The sequence below is a fragment of the Amycolatopsis australiensis genome (assembly GCF_900119165.1).
In the GTDB taxonomy this organism is placed as follows: domain Bacteria; phylum Actinomycetota; class Actinomycetes; order Mycobacteriales; family Pseudonocardiaceae; genus Amycolatopsis; species Amycolatopsis australiensis.
Genome location: NZ_FPJG01000006.1, coordinates 4247071 through 4268809 on the forward strand (window position 1 = coordinate 4247071; position 21739 = coordinate 4268809).

19 protein-coding genes are annotated in these 21739 nt (G+C 72.5%); 11 read left to right on the forward strand and 8 right to left on the reverse strand.

Features of this window, described 5'->3' with window-relative positions; all coding sequences use genetic code 11:
* Positions 1-11 precede the first annotated feature (11 nt).
* On the reverse strand, positions 12-446 hold the full coding sequence (locus BT341_RS21210) for a PPOX class F420-dependent oxidoreductase (RefSeq protein ID WP_072477948.1): 435 nt from the start codon (positions 444-446) through the stop codon (positions 12-14).
* A gap of 62 nt (positions 447-508) precedes the next feature.
* Between BT341_RS21210 and BT341_RS21215 the strand changes: the two genes are divergently transcribed.
* Genes BT341_RS21215 through BT341_RS21230 form a run of 4 tightly spaced genes read left to right on the forward strand, consistent with a single transcriptional unit; the run spans position 509 to position 8091 of the window.
* Positions 509-1987, forward strand: a complete 1479-nt coding sequence (locus tag BT341_RS21215; protein ID WP_072477949.1) for a hypothetical protein — start codon at positions 509-511, stop codon at positions 1985-1987.
* Positions 1987-2787 (forward strand): hypothetical protein, encoded by an 801-nt coding sequence (locus tag BT341_RS21220; RefSeq protein WP_072477950.1) that lies wholly within the window; start codon positions 1987-1989, stop codon positions 2785-2787. Before BT341_RS21215 ends, BT341_RS21220 begins: the two co-directional genes overlap by 1 nt.
* Before the next feature lie 11 nt (positions 2788-2798).
* Positions 2799-7268: a coiled-coil domain-containing protein gene (locus BT341_RS21225; protein ID WP_072477951.1), complete on the forward strand. Its 4470-nt coding sequence runs from the start codon at positions 2799-2801 to the stop codon at positions 7266-7268.
* Between the two features lie 37 nt (positions 7269-7305).
* On the forward strand, positions 7306-8091 hold the full coding sequence (locus tag BT341_RS21230; protein WP_072477952.1) for a TIGR03620 family F420-dependent LLM class oxidoreductase: 786 nt from the start codon (positions 7306-7308) through the stop codon (positions 8089-8091).
* Here the strand turns inward: BT341_RS21230 and BT341_RS21235 are convergent.
* On the reverse strand, positions 8088-8570 hold the full coding sequence (locus BT341_RS21235) for a YybH family protein (RefSeq protein ID WP_072477953.1): 483 nt from the start codon (positions 8568-8570) through the stop codon (positions 8088-8090). The two genes, BT341_RS21230 and BT341_RS21235, sit on opposite strands and share 4 nt — an antisense overlap.
* A 39-nt stretch (positions 8571-8609) precedes the next feature.
* On the opposite strand from BT341_RS21235, the gene BT341_RS21240 reads away from it, so the two are divergent.
* Positions 8610-8954 carry an ArsR/SmtB family transcription factor gene (locus BT341_RS21240; RefSeq protein WP_072477954.1) on the forward strand — a complete coding sequence of 115 codons (345 nt, stop codon included), beginning with the start codon at positions 8610-8612 and terminating at the stop codon, positions 8952-8954.
* On the opposite strand, the gene BT341_RS21245 is transcribed toward BT341_RS21240, so the two are convergent.
* On the reverse strand, positions 8935-9579 hold the full coding sequence (locus tag BT341_RS21245; RefSeq protein WP_072477955.1) for a LysE family translocator: 645 nt from the start codon (positions 9577-9579) through the stop codon (positions 8935-8937). The genes BT341_RS21240 and BT341_RS21245 overlap by 20 nt on opposite strands.
* Before the next feature lie 72 nt (positions 9580-9651).
* Here BT341_RS21245 and BT341_RS21250 point away from each other — a divergent pair, with 72 nt between their 5' ends.
* The 6 genes from BT341_RS21250 to BT341_RS21275 all read left to right on the forward strand — a co-directional run bounded on the left by BT341_RS21250 (position 9652) and on the right by BT341_RS21275 (position 15072).
* Complete coding sequence (locus BT341_RS21250) at positions 9652-10833, forward strand: winged helix DNA-binding domain-containing protein (protein WP_072477956.1); 1182 nt, start codon at positions 9652-9654, stop codon at positions 10831-10833.
* A gap of 421 nt (positions 10834-11254) precedes the next feature.
* A complete protein-coding gene (gene gap, locus BT341_RS21255) occupies positions 11255-12259 on the forward strand; it encodes a type I glyceraldehyde-3-phosphate dehydrogenase (RefSeq protein ID WP_072477957.1) in 1005 nt (334 codons plus the stop codon).
* Between the two features lie 5 nt (positions 12260-12264).
* Positions 12265-13479 (forward strand): phosphoglycerate kinase, encoded by a 1215-nt coding sequence (locus BT341_RS21260; protein WP_072477958.1) that lies wholly within the window; start codon positions 12265-12267, stop codon positions 13477-13479.
* On the forward strand, positions 13479-14264 hold the full coding sequence (gene tpiA, locus BT341_RS21265) for a triose-phosphate isomerase (protein ID WP_072477959.1): 786 nt from the start codon (positions 13479-13481) through the stop codon (positions 14262-14264). Before BT341_RS21260 ends, tpiA begins: the two co-directional genes overlap by 1 nt.
* 127 nt (positions 14265-14391) lie before the next feature.
* A complete protein-coding gene (secG, locus tag BT341_RS21270) occupies positions 14392-14622 on the forward strand; it encodes a preprotein translocase subunit SecG (protein WP_072477960.1) in 231 nt (76 codons plus the stop codon).
* A 105-nt stretch (positions 14623-14727) separates the two neighbouring features.
* Positions 14728-15072 carry an RNA polymerase-binding protein RbpA gene (locus tag BT341_RS21275; protein WP_033262808.1) on the forward strand — a complete coding sequence of 115 codons (345 nt, stop codon included), beginning with the start codon at positions 14728-14730 and terminating at the stop codon, positions 15070-15072.
* Positions 15073-15295: 223 nt separating this feature from the next.
* Here BT341_RS21275 and BT341_RS21280 read toward each other — a convergent pair whose 3' ends face one another.
* The 5 genes from BT341_RS21280 to BT341_RS21300 all read right to left on the reverse strand — a co-directional run bounded on the left by BT341_RS21280 (position 15296) and on the right by BT341_RS21300 (position 21738).
* Positions 15296-16495, reverse strand: a complete 1200-nt coding sequence (locus tag BT341_RS21280) for a sensor histidine kinase (protein WP_177328870.1) — start codon at positions 16493-16495, stop codon at positions 15296-15298.
* Positions 16496-16770: 275 nt separating this feature from the next.
* Positions 16771-17550 carry a 6-phosphogluconolactonase gene (gene pgl / locus BT341_RS21285; protein ID WP_072477962.1) on the reverse strand — a complete coding sequence of 260 codons (780 nt, stop codon included), beginning with the start codon at positions 17548-17550 and terminating at the stop codon, positions 16771-16773.
* A complete protein-coding gene (gene opcA, locus BT341_RS21290) occupies positions 17547-18599 on the reverse strand; it encodes a glucose-6-phosphate dehydrogenase assembly protein OpcA (protein WP_072482096.1) in 1053 nt (350 codons plus the stop codon). The genes pgl and opcA overlap by 4 nt, the downstream gene beginning before the upstream one ends.
* A complete protein-coding gene (gene zwf, locus BT341_RS21295) occupies positions 18596-20119 on the reverse strand; it encodes a glucose-6-phosphate dehydrogenase (RefSeq protein WP_072477963.1) in 1524 nt (507 codons plus the stop codon). Before zwf ends, opcA begins: the two co-directional genes overlap by 4 nt.
* The gene (locus BT341_RS21300; protein WP_072477964.1) at positions 20116-21738 is read right to left on the reverse strand and encodes a glucose-6-phosphate isomerase; all 1623 of its coding nucleotides are present in this window, start codon (positions 21736-21738) and stop codon (positions 20116-20118) included. The genes zwf and BT341_RS21300 overlap by 4 nt, the downstream gene beginning before the upstream one ends.
* Position 21739 lies beyond the last annotated feature (1 nt).

The window sequence follows — 21739 nt, forward strand, 5'->3', positions numbered from 1 at the left end:
CGAAACCGGGGTCAGCCGGCGATGTCGGCCCGCGCGACGACCTTGGTGATCTTCGCCCGGACGAGGGACTCCTCGGGCACGGCGTTGCGCTTGCCGTACTCCTCGGCGCGGTCGGCGCCCATGTACCGGCCGCCGATCCGGGTGGCCCAGTCGAGCAGGTCGTCGTCGTGGGTGAGGCGGGCTTCGGCGGTGAACTGGACGTACGAGTACGGCGGCCGCTGGTCGTCGACGGCCAGGCAGACGCGTCCGTCGCGGGCGATCGTGCGGCCCTTGAGCGAGTCGGTGACCGTGGTGAAGATCAGCTCGTCGCCGTCCGGGCCCTCGTTGAGCAGGAACCAGACCGGCGTGACCACCGGGGCGCCGTTCTTGCGGACCAGGGCCAGCATGCCGGTCCGGGTGCCTTCCGAGGCGAACTTCCACCACTCGTCGCGGCTCATCTCACGCATGTGAGCGACGTTAGCCCCTCACCCGGGCGTGCGCAGAGGGTGGCCGACTAGCCTGGCCTGCTGTGCGAGACGACGAGACCGGGACGACGGGCCTGGCCGACGAGGGGCTGACCCGCCGCCTCAAGGCGCTGGCCTGCACCGCGCCGCTGCACGACCTGGACGCGCGCAAGGCGAAGCTCGACTGGGCCGACTGCACGGTCTACCAGATGGCCGAGATCGCGCTGCACACGATCGACCAGGTCACCATCGCCATGGACTTCGACACCGGCGCCGGCCACGACGAGGTCATCGACCGGCTGCTGCCGTTCATCGCCCAGCAGGCGCCGTCGCGGATGCCCGAGGAACACGTGCGCGTGGCCAAGTGGGTGCTCGACAACCTGATCAACGTCGGCACCACCGACCGCGGCTTCCGGCGCGTCTACGGCTCGCTCGGGCCGGGCGGCTACCAGCGGCGTCAGTTCGACTTCAAGCTGCTCGTCGAGCTGGCCGCGCCGGACGGCGAGGTCTACCTGCGGGCCACCGACGAGGCCATCAACGTCCTCGTCGGCGCCCTCGACACCGACGTCGAGTCCGCGCAGATCGCCGCCGAGGTCAAGCTCGAGAACCTGATCAACCGCGGCCGGCTGGCCGACGCCAAGCTCGCCGCCGAGCAGGCCCGCTACCGGACTGTCCAGTACGGCGAGACGCTGCGCGCGAAGCTCGACGCGACCCGCCGCGATGTCCGCTCGGTCGACTGGGAACGCGAGGTCCCGGAACTGCTGGACAGCGCGCTCAGCCACATCGAAGCCCGGTTCCGCGCCGAGAACGCCATCCTCAAGAACATCACGACCGCCCGCGACGAGACCGAGGACCTCGACCGCAAGCGCCGCGCCGCCGAGCTGGTCGACATCGTCGGCGACTGCATCCGCCGGCACACCCGGCTGCAGTCGCGGCTCGCCGACGCGGGTGCGATCTTCCGCGCCGAGCAGGACCGCCAGCAGTTCTCGGGCCCGCCGCAGCGCGCGACCCTGGACCTCTTCGGCCAGCTCCTGGTGCCGACGCTCGGGCTGCCGCTGGCCGACGCGGTCGCGCCCGCCGAGCGCTTCTTCCACGCCGCCGCGGGCATCGCCGCGCCCGTCGTGCCGTCGCTGTCTTCGCTGGTCTCGCTGCTCCTGCGGCCCGCGCCCGAACGCGACCAGCTGGTGGGGGAGGTCCCCGAGCCGGAGCTGATGCCGGCCGAGGTCACCGACCGCTTCGGCGACGACGTCTGGCGCGCCGCCGACGAGCTGCTCGACCTGCCCGAGGTGCCGCGGCGGCTGTCCGGGTTGCTCGAGGAAGCGCGCCGTAGCCGCCAGCCCGGTCTCGCCGCCCTGGTCGCGCTGCGCGCCGTCCACGCCTACAGTCCCGGGGTCGGCGCGGCCCGCCGCCAGGGTGACCGGCAGGTCCTGCTCGCCGTCGACGACGGCACGCTCCTGGACGACCCGGAGTTCGGCGGCGCCGACCTGCTCCTGTCCACCGCCGCCGTAGAGCGTGCCGACGAAGAAGAAGAGGAAGTCGCGTAATGGCGCTGTCCCACAGCAGCGTGGACGCCGAGGCCGCGGCCCGGCTGGTGGCCTTCGGCATGCGGCCGAAGCAGCTCCCGGCCCGCGACGTCGTGTACGGCGACCTCGTGCGCCGCTACGGCGAGGACAACGCGTTCAAGGCGCTCACCCACGCCGTCGCCGCCGGGCTCGGGCTGATGGTCCTCGAGGTCAACCAGCAGGCCGGGGCGGTCCTCGCGGCCACGGACGAGTCCGTGTTCGAGATCAAGATGGACTCCTACGCGCGCCAGGCCAAGATCCGCGAGCGCCGCGAGACCGAGAAGGTCCTGCACGGGCTCATCCACCTCGCGACCGCCGCGCTCGGCTACCCGCGCCCCGACGACCTGGCCAACGACACCTACATCGGCCGCGTCAGCGTCGAGCAGGTCGACGCGATGGTCCGCGAAGCCGCCCGGATGCTCGACGAGCGCGCCGCGCAGGCCGAGGCCAACAACGACCCGCTGGCCGACGCGCCCGAGCTGGAACAGGCCTGGCGCGCCTACGCCCGCCGTCCCGCGGCCGCGGCCACCAAGGACGGCCGCCTGGCCGCCGACACCACCCGCGGGATGGTCTCCCGCGCCCTGCGCTTCCTCGCCGACCAGGGCTTCCTGGTCCCGGTGAGCGACGAGCAGGGCGGCACCTACCGGACCACGCCGCGCTACCAGATCCAGGTCCGCGAGCTGGCCGCGGACGCCGCCTTCGACGACCTGCTCGCGCTCGACGTCGTCGCGGTCGCGAACGCCGGGGGCACGCTGCGCGCGGCGGCGTCCGACACGCTGTAAGAGGGGAACCGATGTACGAGCTTTCGCGGGTCCGCCTGCACTCGGTGGGCCCGGCCGGTGCCCGCTACCAGGACGTCGTGCTGGACTTCAGCGGCGTCGGCGCCAAGATCACCGCGCCGAAGCAGGACGCGCTGTTCAGCGCGGGCATCCACGCGACCGGACCGGCCGAGCTGCGCCGCCCGTCGCCGGCGAGCGTGCTGTTCCTCGAGAACGGCGGCGGCAAGTCCGTGCTCATCAAGCTGATCTTCTCGGTCATGCTGCCCGGCCGGCGCCAGGTCGTCGGCACCACCAGCACGAAGGTCCTCGAGAAGTTCGTCGCCGCGAAGGACGTCTCGCACGTCGTGCTGGAGTGGCTGCACGTCGAGAGCGGGCACCGGATCATCACCGGCAAGGTCTCCGAGTGGCGCGGGCACGTCGTGTCCGCCGACTCCGAGAACCTCGTCGACTCCTGGTACTGCTTCCGCCCGACCGCCGCGCTGGGCCTCGACTCGCTGCCGATGACGCAGGACGGCCGGCTGCTCACCATGTCCGGCTTCCACGACAAGCTCACCGCGGCCCAGCTGGCCGAGCCCGAGCTGGAGCTGTTCTGGACCCGCCGCCACCACGAGTGGACCGGCCGCCTGGACGGGCTGGGCCTCGACACCGAGCTGTTCCGGTACCAGCGGGCGATGAACGCGGGCGAAGGGGAGGCGGCGGACGCGTTCGCGTTCGGCACCGACGACGCGTTCGTCGAGTTCCTGCTGCGCGCGGTCATCTCCGAAGACGAGCCGAAGGACCTCGCCGAGGTCGTCGCGACCTACGCGCACAACCTGGCTCAGCGCGGGGATCTCCTCTCCGAACGCGACTTCGTCGCGGGTGCCCTGGAGCTGCTGGGCCCGCTGGCCGCCGAAGAGGGCGTCGCCGCGGAGTCGCGGAAGATCGCCGAAGCCGCGAAGGCCGACATGGCCGCCCTAGCGGCGCGGGTCGTCGCGCGCAACGAACTGGAGAACGCGCGGCTGTCCGGGCTCGAGGAGCACGTCGCCGAGGTCAAGACCGCGGAGAAGCTCGCGGAAGGCGACCACCGGCGGCTCGCCGCGGCCGTCACGGAACTGCGCCGCCTGGTCGCGGTCCTGCGCCTCGACGAAGCCCAGGAGGCCCGCAAGCGTGTCGACGCCGAACTGGCCGCGGCGAAGACCGAGGCCGAGGCGTGGCGCGAGACGGCGACGGTCCTCAACCAGCTGAACGCGGCCCGCAAGGCGAAGGACCTGCGCGAACTCGTCGGCAGCCGCGAGGAGAAAGCCCGTCCCGCCCTGACAGCCCGCAACGACGCTGCTTCGGCGCTCGCTCGCGGGTTGCACGCCCTGGCGCAGGACGCCCAGCGTCAGGCCGACAAGGCCGAAGCGCACGCGGGCGCGTTGCGCGCCGAAGCCGAGAAGGCGCAGACGGAACGCGACGAAGCCGCCAACCTCGCGGCCGCCCGGCGCGCCGAAGCGCGTGGCCTGACCGCGCGGATCACAGAACTGCGCGAAGAGGTCCAGGCCGCCGTGCGCGCGGGGTTGCTGCCGTCGGGCGCCGACGTCGCCGAAGCGTCGCGGGCCGCACGCGCCGCGGCGGAGCAGGCCGTGGCCGAGCTGGCCCGGCGCGAGCAGGAACTCGACCGCGTCGCGGCGGATCTGCAAGCGGCGCAACGGGCCGTGAACGAGGCCCACCAGCTCGCGGGCACCACCCAGGACCGGTTCGAGCGCGCGACCGAGGACCTCGACCGCGCCCACCGCCGGACCGACGCGCTCGCCGCCGAGGGACGCCTGGTCGAGCTGCTCGGCGCCGACGACGTCAACCTCGAAAGCGACCTCCCGGTGCTGCTGGAACGGCTGCGCGAAGCGAGCGCGGCCGTCGAGAAGGAGCAGACCGCGCTGCGGATGGAGGAGTCCGCGGACGAGCGGGCACTGGCCGCGCTGGGGTCCGGCGGGCTGCTGCCGCCGCCGGAGGACGTCCAGGCCGCCCTCGACGCGCTCGAAGAGGCCGGGATCACCGCGTGGTCCGGCTGGCGGTACCTGTCCAAACTGGACGCTTCGCGCCGGGCCGAGGTGCTGGACAGCCTGCCGCAGCTGGTGTCGGGCGTCCTGCTGAACGACGCCGCGCACGCCGGCCGCGCCCGCGAGGTGCTGACGAAGCGGCGGCTGCTGCCGAGCGCGATCATCGCCGTCGGCACCACCGACGCGCTGCAGGCCGACGTGCCCGCCGCGCCGGGTGTCGAGTTCCTCGTGCCGCCGAACCCCGCGATGTACGACGAAGAAGCGGCCGACGCCGAGCGAGAAGCCGTGGCGCGGCGGCACACCGAGCGGCAGCGGCGGCTGGAAGCGTTGTCCGCCAAGCTTTCGGCCGACGGCGCGCTGACCTGGAAGCTCACCACCTGGCGCGAGGACTACCCGCCCGGCGCCATCGCGACGCTGGCCGAACAGGCCCAGGCGGCCCGCACCGCGCGCGAGACCGCGCGCACCGCGCTGGAGCAGGCCGAGGCGGAATTCACGCGATTGAGCGAAAAAGCCGCGTCCCTGCGTGAGCGCGTCCCCGAGCTGCGGGCGGCGGCGGCCGAAGCCGAGGAGAAGGCCCGGCGGCTCGGTGAGCTGGGTGCGCGCAGCGCGCGGATCGCCGAGTGGACCGAAGAGGTCGAACGCGCCACCGAAATCGCCGAGCGGGCCGATCTCCAGGCGGCCGACGCGGCCGGCAAGGCCGCGCGCCTGCGCGAACAAGCGGGGGAGGAGCAGCGCACCGCCGACGGCCACCGCCGCACCGCGACCACCGCGCGCGCCGAGCTGGCCGAAGTGCCCGGCGCGGCCGACGCCGGCGACGGACCGGCGCCCGCCGAGCCGGTCGACGCGCTGCGCCGGACCTACGCCTCGGCGTCCGAGGCGTACGCGAAGGTCGAGGTCGGCAGCGACCTGCGGGCCGAGCTGGAACAGGCCGAAGCCGCCGAAGCGTCGGCGGGGTCGGCGCTCGAAGCCCTCGACGAAGCCGTCCGGGTCCGGGCGGCCGAACTCCTGGAGACCCCCGACGGCTCCGACGCCTCGGCCAGGGCGGCCGCCCTGGCTCGGGCCCGCCGCGTCGTCGACGGCCTGGAGGACGAGCGCACCGAGGCGATCGGGCTCGTCTCGACGCGGCGCGCCGAGCTGGACGCGCTGCCGCTGCAGAACGGCGTGACGGGCGAGAAGCCCCGCGACATCGAGCACGGCCTGGAGCTGATCGACGCGGCCGGGCTGGAAGCGTCCGCGGCCGCGCGCAAGTGGGAAGAGCTGCAGGAACGCCGGGCGGCGGCGGAGGCGACGCTGGAGTCGGCGCGTGCGTCGGCTTCGGGTTTCGCGCTGCTCGCCGAGTCGATGGCGCACCTGGTCACCGACTCCGGGAAGGACACAGCGGCCGCCTACGACGGCGACGTCGAGACCGCGCGCGCCCAGCACACCCGCCTGAACGCGACGCTGAGCGAAGCGCAGGAAGCCGCCGACGCGGGCGACCGGCGGGTGCGCGCGGCCGCCGACCAGCTCGCGCAGTACGCGACAGAGAAGCGGTTCGAGAAGCTGAGCACGCCGGTGCGGCAGCAGATCATCTCGGTCAAGCGCGACCAGCTGCCCGCGCACGCCGCCGAGTGGGCGGAGGCCCTGCGGCCGCGGCTGCGCTCGCTCACCGACGACCTCGCCCAGATCGACCGGCACCGCGGCGGCATCATCACGCGGCTGCAGGGCATGGTCGACGGCGCGCTGCGGACGTTGCGCTCGGCCCAGCGCGTCTCGCGGCTGCCGGACGGCCTCGGCGACTGGTCCGGGCAGGAGTTCCTCCGCATCCGCTTCACCGAGCTGGAGGACATCGCGCTCGCCGAGAAGCTGGGCGAGGTCGTCGACGAGGCCGCGGCCGGCAAGACCGCCGACGGCCGCGACGTCAAGCGGGACGGGCTTTCGCTGGTGCTGCGCGGGGTCCGGGCCGCGGCGCCCAAGGGGTTCCGCGTCGACATGCTCAAGCCGGACTCGGTGCTGCGGACCGAACGCCAGCGCGTCTCCGAGATCCGCGACGTCTTTTCGGGCGGCCAGCAGCTGACCGCGGCGATCATCCTGTACTGCACGCTGGCGGCGCTGCGGGCCAACAACCGCGGCAAGGCCCGCAACCGGCACTCGGGCGTGCTGTTCCTGGACAACCCGATCGGCCGCGCGTCGGCGGGCTACCTGCTGGAGCTGCAGCGGGCGGTGGCCGAGGCGCTGGGCGTGCAGCTGATCTACACGACGGGCCTGTTCGACGCGGGCGCGCTGGCGGAGTTCCCGCTGATCGTCCGGCTGCGCAACGACGCCGACCTGCGGGCGGGCCGCAAGTACCTGTCCGTCGACTCGACCATCCGCAACTCGCTGGAGGACCTGGGCGAACCCGACGGCGTCGCGCGGCTGTCGGCGACGCGGATGTTCACGCGGCCGGCCGACGACTCCGCGGATTCCGCCGTGGACGAACAACCGGCGTGACGGGAACAACCCGGCGGGCTGCGCGGTTGCCGGGCGCATGACGAAACTGGGGCCACTCGGGGCCACCCACACCGCATTGGACACCGATCCGGCCGTGGCCGCCGAGCTGGAAGAGCTGGGCTACGCCACGCTGTGGCTGGCCGGTGGCCAGGGCAACAACCTGCCGCAGATCGCCGACGTCGTCCGGGCGACCTCGCGGATCCAGGTGGCGAGCGGAATCCTCTCGGTCGACCGGGTTCCGGCGGCTTCGGTGATCGAGGCGTATGCGGACCTGCCCGCGGGCCGGTTCGTCGTCGGGCTCGGCGGGGCGCACGGCCCGCGTCCGCTGGCGGCGCTCGGCGACTACCTCGACGAGATCGAGGAGGCCGTGCCGCGGTCCGCGCGGATCCTGTCGGCGCTGGGACCGCGGATGCTGGAACTGGCGCGCGACCGCGCGTCGGGCGCGTACCCGTACCTGGTGACGACCGACTACGTCGCGTCCGCGCGCGAGATCCTCGGCGCCGACCGGCAGCTCGCGGTGCTGCTGAGCGTGGTGCCGGAGACCGACGTGGCCCGCGTGCGCGAGCACGTGCGGGGCGGCTCGCTGCCGTTCCTGGCCGGGATGCCGGGCTACGCGGCCAACTTCCGGCGCATGGGCTTCACCGACGCGGACCTCGCGGACCTGTCGGACCGGCTGGTCGACGCCCTGACGGTGTGGGGCGACTTCGACACGGTCGCCGCACGGCTGCGCGAATACCGGGCCGCGGGCGCCGACCAGGTGGTGGTGCCGCTCGACGGCGTGCCGCGCGAGTGGTGGCCGGAACTGGTGAAGGCGCTGGCCTAGCCGCGGATCGCCGCCTGGTACGCGGCGAGGGCTTCGGCGTCGTCGATGCTGCCGTGGTGGTGGACCTGCACCCAGCGGCCGTCTTCGTAGGCGAAGAACCGCGTCGTGCGGATGGCCAGCGGAACGGTCTCGGTCACGCGGTACTCGCCGGTCTCGCGGCCGGCGAACACCGCGTGACCGTCACCGGAGTACTCGACGATGTCGCCGAAGGTCACCGTGACGCGGGCCGGGCCGTGGAAGACGCGCTCGTACAGCGCCGTGATCGCCTCGCCGCCGCGGAGGATGCCGCCGAGCGGGTTGTTCAGCTGGGCCAGCGGATCGCCCGACCAGACCCGGCGGAACGCGTCGAGGTCGCGCTGGTTGAAGGCGTAGTAGAAGGACTCGAGCGCGGCCAGGGCGCCTTCGCAGCCGGGCTGTCCGGCCTGGTCCAGCCGGTTGCGCGCGTCGGGGCCGAAGCGGTCGTCGAGGTGTCGGGGCACGGCTGCTCCTCGGTAGAGTGTTCGACGGAGGTCGACCAGATGAGTGTACGACAGTCATCGAACACCGCGCGAGCGCGCGGGCTCACGCACGTGCTCCCCGCCGACGTTTCGCTCCAGGACGCCCTCGCCGCGGTCGCCGACCCGGTGCGCCGCAGCATCCTGCGCGAGCTGGCGGCGGTCCCGGAGTGGACGAAGGCGTGCGGCACGTTCGACCTGCCGGTGAGCAAGGCGACCCGCAGCCACCACTTCGCCGTGCTGCGCGCGGCCGGGCTCATCGAACAGCGCGACGAGGGCCCGCGGCGGCTGAACCGCTTGCGCCGTCCCGAATTCGACGCGGCCTTCCCGGGGTTGCTCGACCTGGTGCTCAGTCACTCCGGCCGGTGAACGCCAGCGTCGTGCCGAGGCCGATCATGACGAGGCCGCCGGTGCCGCCGACCAGTTCCAGGCGCCGCGGCGAGCGGGCGAACCACGCGCGGGCGGTGCCCGCCACGAGCGCCCACGCGCTGTCGGTGGCCAGTGCGATCGCCGGCAGGCACAGGCCGAGCAGCAGCATCTGCGCCGGCACCGGCCCGGCGGCCGGATCGGCGAACTGCGGCAGCAGCGCCGCCAGGAACACGATCGACTTGGGGTTCGCGAAGCCGACGACGAACCCGTCCCGCAGCACGGTCAGCACGCGGCCCGGCGTCGCCGGCACCTTCGCGGCCATGGCGTCGGTCAGCTTCCGGCGGTGCCGGACCGCCTGGACACCCAGGTACACCAGGTAGAGCGCGCCGGCGATCTTGACGGCGGTGAACACGGCGGCGGAGGTCGTCACGAGCGCGCCGAGCCCGAACGCCACCGCGACGACCTGCGTGTACACGCCCGCGGAGTTGCCGGCGACGGTGAGGAGCGCGTCGCGCCGCCCGACCGTGAGCGCGCGGCTGATGGTGAACAGCACGCTCGGCCCGGGGACGACGACCATGAGGAACGTCAGCGCGGCGAAGGCCGCGAAGTGGGCACCGGAGACCATCCGGCGAGACTATCGCCTGGTCACGCCGGCCGGCCAGGCGTTTTTGTCGGTGCCGGGTGGTAGGAAAAGCGGGTGCCTCCGAAGATCAGCACCGAGCAGCGCCGGGCCCGCCTCGCCGTCCGGCACCACCTGGCCGCGCCGGCGGCCACGGTGACCGGCGCCGTGGCCGGGGTCGTCGCCCTGCACGCGACCGACCCGGCGACGGTCCACCTGTCGGCGTCCGCGCGGCTGGCGTCCCCAGCCGTTTCGCTGGTGGAGCGGGCGTTGTACGAAGACCGCACGCTGCTGCGGCTGCTCGGCATGCGCCGCACGGTGTTCGTCACGGACGTGGCGACGGCGGCACTCGTGCAGGCGGGGTGCTCGGCGGACATCGCCGTCAAGCAGCGGAAGCTCCTGGAACAGCACCTGGGCACCCAGGGGCACCCGGAGAACGTGCCGGAGCCGGCGAAGTGGCTGGCGGAAGTGGAAGCGTCCGCCGAAGCGGCACTGCGGGCCCGCGGCTCGGCGACGGCGCAGCAGCTGAGCGAGGACGAGCCACGGCTGCGTCAGCAGCTGCTGATGGCGGCGGGCAAGCCGTACGAGGCGATCGGCAACGTGACGAGCCGGGTGCTGTTCCTCCTGGCGGCGGACGGCCGGATCGTGCGCGGGCGGCCGCGGGGCAGCTGGCTGAGCACCCAGTACGTGTGGCACCCGCTGGACGAGTGGGTCCCGGGCGGCCTGCGCGGCTGGGACGCGGAGCAGGCGCGGGTGGAGCTGGCCAGGCGCTGGCTGCGCGCGTACGGCCCGGCGCCGGTCGCGGACCTGCGCTGGTGGACGGGCTGGACGGCGGGCCAGACGAAGAAAGCGCTGGCCGCGCTGGCCCCGGCGGAAGTGGACCTCGACGGCGTGCCGGGCGTGGCACTGGCGGAAGACCTCGAGCCGGTACCGCCGCCACCGCCGTGGGTGGCGTTCCTCCCGGCGCTGGACCCGACACCGATGGGCTGGCAGGACCGCGACTGGTTCCTCGGGCCGCATCGCGCGCCGTTGTTCGACCGCAGCGGCAACATCGGGCCGACCGTGTGGCTTTCGGGGCGGGTCGTCGGGGGATGGGCTCAGCGCGCGTCGGGAGAGATCGTGTTCCGGCTGCTGGAGGACGTGGGTGCCGAGGCGCGGGCGATGGTCGAGGCCGAGGCGCAGCGGTGTGCCGGGTGGTTCGGTGCTGCGCGCGTGACGCCTCGGTTCCGGACGCCGCTGGAGCGGGAGCTGGCTGGGTGACGGGTTCCCGGGGCCGGGGGGCCTCGACTGGCTGATCTCGGCCGCTGGATCGGTCGAGTCATCGACCTCACGCCCGTCCTTCGAACCCGCGCCCCGGCTGCCGCGACCCGGGCACGTCCGCCGTCTCCGCTGAATCGATCGAGCCGTCCCGTCGTACCGCTGTTGCCCCCGCAGCCGCCCCCGGCGCCAGCTGCCGGAACCGGCCCCGAAAGGCCCGTCGCCCGCCCGCGCCGGTCCGCCGTGGGGTGCCCCGGAATCCCGGGCGGGCACGCGCCGCTTCTTAATCGATTCTTGACCCGTTCGCCAAGTGGTGGAAGTCTCGTCAGGGCAGTCAGGGTCGCGCGTGCCCGCACGCTAGGGTGGCCGCGAGCCCGCAAGTCACGGCCGGGGGTCCCGGCCGATCCTCAGAGGAGTGGCAGCAGTGACCGTTCGCGTAGGTGTCAACGGCTTCGGCCGCATCGGCCGCAACTTCTTCCGCGCCGTGCAGGCCAGCGGCCACGACATCGAGGTCGTCGCGTTCAACGACCTCGGCGACGTCGCGACCATGGCCCACCTGCTGAAGTACGACTCCATCCTGGGCCGGTTCCCGGGTGAGGTCAGCGTCAGCGACGAGGGCATCGTCGTCGACGGCAAGACCATCAAGGCCCTCGCCGAGCGCGACCCGGCCAACCTGCCCTGGGGCGACCTGGGCGTCGACGTCGTGCTCGAGTCGACCGGCTTCTTCACCAACGCCGACGCCGCCAAGGCGCACATCGCCGGCGGGGCCAAGAAGGTCATCATCTCCGCGCCCGCCAAGGGCGAGGACCTGACCGTCGTCCTCGGCGTCAACGACGACAAGTACGACGGCTCGCAGGTCATCATCTCCAACGCCTCCTGCACCACCAACTGCCTCGGCCCGCTGGCCAAGGTCCTCAACGACGCCTTCGGCATCGAGCAGGGCCTGATGACCACGGTCCACGCCTACACGCAGGACCAGAACCTGCAGGACGCCCCGCACAAGGACCTGCGCCGCGCCCGCGCCGCCGCCCTGAGCGTCGTCCCGACCTCCACCGGTGCCGCCAAGGCCATCGGCCTCGTCCTGCCGGAGCTGCAGGGCAAGCTGGACGGCTACGCGCTGCGCGTCCCGGTCCCGACCGGCTCGGCCACCGACCTCACCGTGACGCTGTCCAAGAGCGCCACCGTCGAGGAGATCAACGCCGCCTACAAGGCCGCCGCCGAGGGTCCCCTCGCGGGCATCCTGCGCTACAACGAGGACCCGATCGTCTCGGCCGACATCGTCACCGACCCGGCGTCCTGCATCTACGACGCGCCGCTGACCAAGGTCATCGGCAACCAGGTCAAGGTCGTCGGCTGGTACGACAACGAGTGGGGCTACTCCAACCGCCTCGCCGACCTGGTCAAGCTCGTCGGTTCGAAGCTCGCCTGAACCCGATGAGCGTCAAGAACCTCGACGACCTGCTGGGCGAGGGCGTTCAGGGCCGGTACGTGCTGGTGCGTTCCGACCTGAACGTCCCGCTCGACGGGGACCGCATCACCGACGACGGCCGGGTCCGCGCGGCGCTGCCGACGATCAAGAAGCTCGCCGACGCGGGCGCGAAGGTCGTCGTCACCGCGCACCTCGGCCGCCCGAAGGGCGAGCCGGACCCGAAGTACACCCTCGCGCCGGTCGCGAAGCGGCTGTCCGAGCTGCTCGGCGCCGAGGTCGCGCTGGCCGGTGACCTGGTCGGCGAGTCCGCGAAGGCGCTCACCGCCGGCCTGGCCGACGGCAGCGTCGTCCTGCTGGAGAACGTGCGCTTCGACGCGCGCGAGACCAGCAAGGACGCCGTGGACCGCTCCGAGCTGGCCGCCGAGCTGGGCGCCCTCGTCCCGGGCGGCGCGTTCGTCTCCGACGGCTTCGGCGTCGTGCACCGCAAGCAGGCCTCGGTCTACGAGGTCGCCTCGGTGCTCCCGGCGTACGCGGGCGGCCTGGTGCTGGCCGAGCTGGACGTGCTGAAGAAGCTGACCGACGACGTCCAGCGGCCCTACGTGGTCGTGCTCGGCGGCGCGAAGGTGTCCGACAAGCTCGGCGTCATCGCGAACCTGCTGACGAAGGTCGACCGGCTGCTGATCGGCGGCGGCATGGCGTACACGTTCCTCAAGGCCCAGGGCCACGAGGTCGGCCAGTCGCTGCTGCAGGAGGACCAGCTCGACCAGGTCAAGGGCTTCCTCGCCGAGGCCGAGAAGCGCGGTGTCGAGCTGGTGCTGCCGGTCGACGTGCTGGCCGCGACGGAGTTCTCGGCCGACGCCGAGCACGAGGTCGTCGACGCCACCGCCATCCCGGCCGACCGCCAGGGCCTCGACATCGGCCCGCGCAGCCGCGAGCTGTTCGCGGGCAAGCTGGCCGACGCGCGGACGGTGTTCTGGAACGGCCCGATGGGCGTGTTCGAGTTCGAGGCGTTCTCCGGCGGCACCCGTGCCGTGGCCGAGGCGCTGGTGAAGAGCGACGCGTTCACCGTGGTCGGCGGCGGCGACTCGGCCGCCGCGGTGCGGCAGCTGGGCCTGCCCGAGGACGGCTTCTCGCACATCTCCACCGGCGGCGGCGCCTCCCTGGAGTACCTCGAGGGCAAGGAACTGCCGGGCGTGGCGGCACTGGAGGGGTCGAACTAGTGGCACGCAAGCCGTTCATCGCCGGCAACTGGAAGATGAACCAGAACCACCTCGAGGCGATCGCGCTCGTCCAGAAGATCGCCTTCGCGCTGCCGGAGAAGTACTACGCGAAGGTGGACGTGGCGGTGCTGCCGCCGTTCACCGACATCCGCAGCGTGCAGACCCTGGTCGACGGCGACAAGCTGTCGCTCACCTACGGCGCGCAGGACCTCTCGCCGCACGACTCCGGTGCCTACACCGGGGACATCTCGGGCGCGATGCTGGCGAAGCTGGGCTGCAGCTACGTCACCGTCGGGCACTCGGAGCGGCGCGAGTACCACGCCGAGACCGACGAGCTGGTCAACAAGAAGGTCAAGGCCGCGCTCAAGCACGGCATCACGCCGATCCTCTGCATCGGGGAGAAGCTCGAGGTCCGCGAGGCCGGCGAGCACATCCACCACACCACGACGCAGCTGATCGAGGGCCTGAAGGGCCTCAAGGCCGACCAGGTCAAGAGCGTGGTCGTCGCGTACGAGCCGGTCTGGGCGATCGGCACCGGCAAGGTCGCGTCGTCCTCCGACGCCGAAGAGGTCTGCAAGGCCATCCGGGCCACGCTCCAGGAGAAGTACGGCGACGAGGTCGCTTCGTCCGTCCGGGTGCTCTACGGCGGGTCGGTGAAGTCGGGCAACATCAGCGAGCTGGTCGCCTGCGAGAACATCGACGGTGCCCTGGTCGGCGGAGCCAGCCTCGACGGCGAGGAGTTCACGAAACTCTGCGCACTCGCTGCGGGCGGGCCGCTGCCCTGATCGAGGCCACGACCGGGTAGCCTGTGTATCCGGTCCGTCACACAGCAGTGGACGAGTCCAGGGGTACGGTGGTGGTCGGAAACGACCATGCCGTACCCCTGCATTCTCCTAGAGCCCAGAGGATGACATGAAGCTGTTCCTGCAAATCCTGTTGATCGTCTCCAGCGTCCTGCTGGTGGTCGCCGTGCTGCTGCACCGCGGCCGGGGCGGTGGCCTGTCGTCGCTGTTCGGCGGCGGGATGCAGTCGAGCCTGGCCGGGTCGAGCGTGGCCGAGAAGAACCTCGACCGGATCACCCTGGGGCTCGGCGCCGTCTGGCTGATCAGCATCGTGGGCCTGGGTCTGCTGCTCAAGGTGTGACGTCCGGCGTGCCGTCGATGGCCGCGACCGGGTCACGGCGGCAGGGCATAGCGATTCGGCGTGCCTATTGGGGGGCGCGCCGCCGATTCCTAGGTGTGAGGATTCATGGTTGGCGGTAACGCGATTCGGGGCACCCGGGTGGGTGCCGGTCCTACGGGCGAATCGGAACGGGGGGAATCGGCGCCGCGGCGCCGCATCTCCTACTGGTGTGCCAACGGGCACGAGGCCCGGCCGTCGTTCGCGCTCGACGCGGAGATCCCGGACGAGTGGGACTGCCCCCGCTGCGGGCTCCCGGGCGGCCAGGACGAGAAGAACCCGCCGGCCGCGCCGCGGACCGAGCCGTACAAGACGCACCTCGCGTACGTGAAGGAGCGTCGCAGCGACGCCGACGGCGAGGCCATCCTGGCCGAAGCCCTCGACCGGCTGCGCAAGCGCCGCGAGATCATCTGAGTTTCGCCGCCGAGAGCCACCCCGGGACCCCTCGGGGTGGCCTTCGTGCGCTCGGGCGTTTGGGGCCCCCGTCTTTCACATTACCGGCTGAGACCGACAGTTTCGGTGCCGGCGAACCCGTGAACGGCGGATTCCGGACGCACGGGACCGATATCCGCCGTTCACGGCTTTCCCCGCCCGAATCGTCGGTCCCCGCCGCTAGGCCGGGCTCAGGGGCCGGAGGTCAGCGGTCCAGCGGATACCGGGCCCGCACCCGGAAGCCGCCGTCCTCGGTTCCCGACGTCTCGAAACTTCCGCCCAGCAGACGCGCCCGCTCGGCCAGGCCCGTCAGGCCGTGGCCGCCCGACGGCAGGGACTCCGCCGGGCGGCGGGCTCGCTCGTTGCGGACCTCGATCTTCAACGCTCCGTGCTCGCCCTGGATGCGGATCGTCGCCGTCGCGCCCGGGGCGTGCTTGTGGACGTTCGTCAAGCACTCCTGCACCGTCCGGTACGCCGCCGCCGACACCTGGTTCGGCAGGGCCTCCGGCAGGTGCTCCACCGACAGGTGCACCGGGACCTCCGACGTCCGGATCAGCCGGTCGAGGTCGTTGATGCCCGGGCGGGGACCGTCGTCGTCCGGGCCCGCGCGCAGCACGCTCAACAGCGACCGCAGCTCCTCCAGGGTCCGCTTCGACAGCGTCCGGATGACCTGCGCCGTCTCCTGCGCCCGGTCGTCGGCCGTCTGGGCCTGCAGCGCGCCTGCCTGCATCGCGATCAGCGTGATCTGGTGCGAGACGACGTCGTGCATCTCGCGGGCCAGCCGGGCACGCTCCTCCGCGCGCACGGCGTCGGCGTGGAAGCGGCGCTCGCGGTCGCGGCTCGTGGCCAGCTCGGCGAGCTTGTTCGCCACCTCGGCCCGCGCTCCGATGAGCAGGCCGATCGCGATCGGCATGCCGGCGACGAGGACGCCGTAGATGCCGTCGAGGATGTGCTCGCGCCAGCTGAGCTGGGCGAAGTCCTCCAGCGGCCACTGGACGAACCGGCAGGTCCACACCAGCGCCGCGCCGACCCACGTCTGCCAGTGCAGCTGACGCCGCGTGGCGAGCATGCCCAGGGTGATCATCGACGCCAGCTGCGCCCAGCCGGCCAGGAAGCCGGGAACCGCAACCAGCACGGCGAGGAACGGGAACTTCCGCCGGAACACGACCGCGAGGCAGGCGGCGGCGGACAGGTAGATGGAGTACGGCTGGGCCTTCTCCGGAATCACCAGCCAGACGTCGAGCACGGCCAGGATGACCGCCGCCGCCTCGATGGCGAACGTGACCACAGCCGGGCGGGGCACCGAGCCGAACAAGCTCAGCCCGCGCTTTCGGACCCGCTCGGCGGCCGACGGCCCCGAGCCGGCGATCGAGATGCCTGGAATCGAGAGTCCCTCTGTACTCATCGCTGGCGACCCCATTCGTCTTGTGGACTTGTAGGTGAGAGGCGCCAAAGGGCCGATCGGGACGCGCGGCCGCCGACAAATGTGCGGATGCTAACGAGGTCGGGTGGGAAGACGGTAAGTTTCACCCGCCGTCCGGGTGCCGACGTCCGGATTCCGCACGAAGTTGCTCCGTTCGGGCGTACCGGAGGAGGGTCGCGCTACCGAAAGGAGCGTCTCGGTCCCGGAAAACAGTGAAGGCCACCTTGCCCGCAAGGTGGCCTTCACGAAAAGGGAAACTACGCCGTGGGCGGCTGGTACACCTTCGTCAGCTTGCCCGCCGCCGCGCGGTCGAGCAGCCACAGCGTCCGGCGGTGCCCGCGGGCCCCCGCCACCGGGAGCTGGACTTCGCCCGCCCCGGCCAGTGCCAGCGCCACCGCGTCGGCCTTGCCTTCGCCCGCCGTCATCAGCCAGACGTCACGGGCCCGGCGGATCGCCGGCAGCGTCAGCGAGATCCGCGTCGGTGGCGGCTTCGGGCAGTTGCGCACCGCCACCACCGTCCGCTCGGTCTCGTAGACCGCCGGCGACTCCGGGAACACCGACGCCGTGTGCCCCTCGCCGCCCAGGCCGAGCAGCATGATGTCGAACGACGGGACGTCGCCGTGGTCCTCCGGGGTCGCGTTGTCCGCCAGCACGCGCGCGTAGGCCGCGGCCGCCGCGTCGACGTCGTCGCCGAACTCGCCGTCCGACGGCGCCATCGCGTGCACCCGCTTCGGGTCGAGCGGCACGTGGTCGAGCAGCGCCTCGCGGGCCTGCTTCTCGTTCCGCTCGTCCGAATCGGCCGGGACGAACCGCTCGTCACCCCAGTAGACGTCCAGGCGCGACCAGTCGATCGCGTCCCGGGCCGCCGACGCCCGCAGCTGCGACAGCACCGCGATGCCGGTGCCGCCGCCGGTGAGCACCAGCGACGCCGAGCCCTTGGCCGCCTGGACGTCGACCAGCCGGGTGACCAGCCGGGCGGCCGCGGCGGCCGCCAGCAGGTCCTGGTTCGCGTAGACGACGACTTCCGTCTTGCTCATTTCTTGCCCTTGCCCGAACGCGAACCCGAACCCGAACCCGAGCCCGCGGCCGGAGCCGGTGCCGCGGCGGCCGCCGCGGCGGCGGGTGAGGTGACGTCGGCCTTCGGCGGCGCCCCGGTCTTGCCGTTGGTGCCGGACGTGATCTTCGAGAGGCCGTGCAGCGACGTCTCGTACACCTCGTCGGGGTCCAGCCGCCGCAGCTCCTCGATCAGGCAGTCCTGGTTGTCGCGCCGCTGCAGGGCGATCCGCCGGGTCGGCTGGCCCGGCTGGGTCAGCGTGCCGACGCGCCCGTCCGGCCGGTGCAGCTCCACCGGGCCCGAGCGGCGGTCCAGCCGCACCGAGATGATCCCGGCCGCGCCGGTGCTCTTGACCCGCTTCACCGGCACCTTGAGGTACTCGGCCAGCCAGCCGGCCAGCAGCTCGGTGGACGGCGAGTCGGCCTCGCCGGTCACCGTCGCGCCGGTGACCTTCTCGTACGGCGGCAGGTCCAGCGCCGACACCAGCTGTGCCCGCCAGCGGGTGAGCCGGGTCCACGCCAGGTCCGTGTCGCCCGCGGTGTAGGCCTTCGCGCGGGTCGTCAGGGCCCGCACGGGGTTCTTCTCCGCGGCCGAGTCGGTGATCCGGCGCTGGGCGAGCTCGCCGAGCGGGTCCTTCGCCGGGTCCTTCGGGCCGGCACCCGGCCACCAGGTGACGATCGGCGCGTCCGGCAGCAGCAGCGGCACCACCGCGCTCTGGCCCTGGGACACCAGCGGGCCGTAGAGCCGCAGCACGATGACCTCGCTCGCGCCGGCGTCGCCGCCGACCCGGATCTGGCCGTCGATGCGGGGCGCGGCGGTGCGCGCGCCCTTGGCCACCACGATCACCCGCGACGGGTGCTCGCGGCTCGCGCCGTTGGCGGCCTCGATGGCGTCTTCGAGCTTGGCGTCGTCGTCGGCCACGATCACCAGCGTCAGGACCCGCCCGAGCGCGACTTGGCCGCCCTGTTCGCGGATCTCCACCAGCTTCTTGTTGAGCGCCGAAGTCGTGGTGGACGGCAGGTCGATGATCACGGGCGCCTCCATTTCCGGCCGGTGCGCTCCAGCATTTCGTCGGCGGACGGCGGGCCCCACGTGCCCGGCGCGTACTGCTCCGGCGCGCCTTCCTTGGCCCAGTGCTCGAGGATCGGGTCGAGGATCTTCCAGGACAGCTCGACCTCTTCGTTGACCGGGAACAGCGACGGCTCGCCGAGCAGGACGTCGAGGATCAGGCGCTCGTAGGCTTCCGGCGAGGACTCGGTGAACGCGTGCCCGTAGCCGAAGTCCATCGTGACGTCGCGGACCTCCATCGTGGTCCCCGGCACCTTCGAGCCGAACCGCAGCGTGATGCCCTCGTCCGGCTGCACCCGGATGACCAGGGCGTTCTGCCCCAGCTCTTCGGTCGACGTCGAGTCGAACGGCAGGTGCGGCGCCCGTTTGAACACGACGGCGATCTCGGTGACGCGGCGGCCGAGCCGCTTGCCGGTGCGCAGGTAGAACGGCACCCCGGCCCAGCGGCGGTTCTGCACCTCCAGCGTCACCGCGGCGTAGGTCTCGGTCTTCGAGTCCTTCGCGAAGCCCTCTTCCTGCAGCAGGCCCGGCACCTTCGTGCCGCCCTGCCAGCCGCCCGCGTACTGGCCGCGGGCGGTGGTCGCGCTCAGCGGGCCGAGCGGCTTGGTGCCCGAAAGCACCTTGATCTTCTCCGCGCGCAGGGCCCGCGGCTCGAACGACAGCGGCTCCTCCATCGCGGTGAAGGCCAGCAGCTGCAGCAGGTGGTTCTGGATGACGTCGCGGGCCGCGCCGATGCCGTCGTAGTAGCCCGCGCGGCCGCCGAGGCCGATGTCCTCGGCCATGGTGATCTGCACGTGGTCGACGAAGTTGGCGTTCCAGATCGGCTCGAACAGCTGGTTCGCGAAGCGCAGCGCCAGGATGTTCTGCACCGTCTCCTTGCCGAGGTAGTGGTCGATGCGGAACACCGACTCCTCGGGGAAGACGTCGTTGACGATCGCGTTCAGCTCTTCGGCGCTCTTGAGGTCGTGGCCGAAGGGCTTCTCGATGACGACGCGCCGCCACGTGTTCTCGTCGGCGTTCGCCAGCCCCGAGCGGGCCAGCTGCTTGGTCACCACCGGGAACGCGCTGGGCGGGATCGACAGGTAGAACGCCGTGTTGCCGCCGGTGCCGCGTTCCTGGTCGAGGTCCTTGACGACCTGGGCGAGCCGGTCGAAGGCGTTGTCGTCGTCGAAGGTGCCCTGGACGAACCGGATGCCTTCGGCGAGCCGGTTCCAGACCGACTCCTTGAACGGCGTCCGCGCGTGCTCCTTGACCGAGTCGTGCACGAGCTCGCCGAAGTCCTGGTGCTCCCAGTCGCGGCGGGCGAACCCGACGAGCGAGAAGCCGGCGGGCAGCAGCCCGCGGTTGGCCAGGTCGTAGATGGCGGGCATCAGCTTCTTGCGGGCCAGGTCGCCGGTGACGCCGAAGATCACCAGGCTGGACGGCCCGGCGATCCGCGGGAGCCGCTTGTCCCGCGGATCGCGCAGCGGGTTCTTCCACGTCATGCGCCGACCTCCTGTACCGCGCGGACGACCGCCGCGAGGCCGGCGGCCCGGTCGGTCAGGTGCAGGCGCAGCACCGGGCGGCCGTGCTCGGCGAGCACCTGCCCGTCGCCGAGGGCCTGCGCGTGCTGCAGCTGCCCCAGCGTGTACGGCCGGTCCGGCACGTCGAGGTCCTGCTCGACCGCACCGGTCAGCTGCAGGAACACGCCGTTCTGGTGCCCGCCCTTGTGGTACTGGCCGGTGGAGTGCAGGAACCGCGGGCCCCAGCCGAACGTCGTCTGCTTCCCGGTGCGCTTGGCGATCTCGCCCCGCAGCAGCGCCGTCGAGGCGTCGTCGAGCCGGTCGAGGTAGGCCTGCACGGCGATGTAGCCCGCGTCCGGCGCCGAAGCGAAGAACGCGCGCAGCACGTCGGTCAGGCTGCCGCCGGTCGCAACGCCGTCGCTGCCGAAGATCTCGACCGCGCCGTCCACGTTGGACGCCGTCTCGCCGCCCTTGAGCTTCTCCGGGTCGTCCAGCAGCGCGCGGGCCGCCTTCTTCGCCGCTTCGACGTCGGGCTGGTCGAACGGGTTGATCCCGATCAGCCTGCCGGCCAGCGCCGTGGCGAACTCCCAGAGCAGGAACTGCGCGCCGAGCGAGCCGGTGACGGCGATCTTCGCCGCGCCCTGCGGGCTGCCGACCGCGGTCGGCGTGGCGTCGTCCTTCGCGTCGGCGAAACCGGCCGCCTCCGGGCCCTCGACCGCGACCGGCAGCAGGCCGGTGCCCTGCTTGCCGGTGGACTCCGCGATCAGCTGCTCCGCCCAGTCGGGGAAGCCCTTGATCCCCGAGCCGGTGTCGGCCAGCACGACCTTCTCGGCACCGGCCTCGTGCGCGGCGGCCCACGCGGCGGCCAGCTTGACCGCCGGGTTGGCCGCGTCGTCCGCGGCGAGCTCGTCGGCCACCGAGGCGGCCTGGTCGAGCAGCCGGGCGACGTCCGCGCCGGCGAGACCGGCCGGGACGAGCCCGAACGCGGTCAGCGCCGAGTAGCGGCCGCCGACGTGCGGGTCGGCGAGGAAGGTCTTGCGGTAACCCTCCTTTTCGGACAGTTCCTGCAGCGGCGAGCCCGGGTCGGTGACGACCACGATCCGCCGCGCCGCGTCGATCCCGGCGTCGGCGAACGCCTTCGCGAAGATCCGCCGGTGGCTGTCGGTCTCGACCGTGCCGCCGGACTTCGACGACACCACGATCACGGTGCGCTCCAGGTCGCCGGCGAGCGCGTCGGCGACCTGGCCGGGGTCGGTCGTGTCGAGCACGGTCAGCGGGACGCCGTCGGTCGCGGTGATCACCTCCGGCGCGAGCGACGAGCCGCCCATGCCGGCCAGCACGACGCGGTCGACGCCCTCGCTCCGCAGCTCGGTCCGCAGCGCCTCGATCTCGCCGATCAGCGGCCGCGACGACTTGTGCAGCGTCGTCCACGACAGCCGGATCGACGCCTCGGGCTCGGCGTCCGGCCCCCAGAGCGTCGCGTCCTGCGCCGCCAGCTTCGACGCGGCCCGGTCGGCGACCAGCCGCTCGGCCAGGGGCGCAGCCCGCTCCGCCAGTGCGGCGTCCACGATCTCGACGCCGGTCTTTTCCCCTGTCGTCATG

Coding starts and splice junctions, on each gene's coding strand:
- pgl (WP_072477962.1), bottom strand. CDS start 17,550: ATGAGCAAGACGGAAGTCGTCGTCTACGCGAACCAGGACCTGCTGGCG.
- BT341_RS21275 (WP_033262808.1), top strand. CDS start 14,728: ATGGTTGGCGGTAACGCGATTCGGGGCACCCGGGTGGGTGCCGGTCCT.
- zwf (WP_072477963.1), bottom strand. CDS start 20,119: ATGACGTGGAAGAACCCGCTGCGCGATCCGCGGGACAAGCGGCTCCCG.
- BT341_RS21230 (WP_072477952.1), top strand. CDS start 7,306: ATGACGAAACTGGGGCCACTCGGGGCCACCCACACCGCATTGGACACC.
- BT341_RS21300 (WP_072477964.1), bottom strand. CDS start 21,738: ATGACGACAGGGGAAAAGACCGGCGTCGAGATCGTGGACGCCGCACTG.
- BT341_RS21280 (WP_177328870.1), bottom strand. CDS start 16,495: ATGAGTACAGAGGGACTCTCGATTCCAGGCATCTCGATCGCCGGCTCG.
- BT341_RS21260 (WP_072477958.1), top strand. CDS start 12,265: ATGAGCGTCAAGAACCTCGACGACCTGCTGGGCGAGGGCGTTCAGGGC.
- BT341_RS21220 (WP_072477950.1), top strand. CDS start 1,987: ATGGCGCTGTCCCACAGCAGCGTGGACGCCGAGGCCGCGGCCCGGCTG.
- BT341_RS21210 (WP_072477948.1), bottom strand. CDS start 446: ATGCGTGAGATGAGCCGCGACGAGTGGTGGAAGTTCGCCTCGGAAGGC.
- secG (WP_072477960.1), top strand. CDS start 14,392: ATGAAGCTGTTCCTGCAAATCCTGTTGATCGTCTCCAGCGTCCTGCTG.
- BT341_RS21240 (WP_072477954.1), top strand. CDS start 8,610: ATGAGTGTACGACAGTCATCGAACACCGCGCGAGCGCGCGGGCTCACG.
- BT341_RS21245 (WP_072477955.1), bottom strand. CDS start 9,579: ATGGTCTCCGGTGCCCACTTCGCGGCCTTCGCCGCGCTGACGTTCCTC.
- BT341_RS21225 (WP_072477951.1), top strand. CDS start 2,799: ATGTACGAGCTTTCGCGGGTCCGCCTGCACTCGGTGGGCCCGGCCGGT.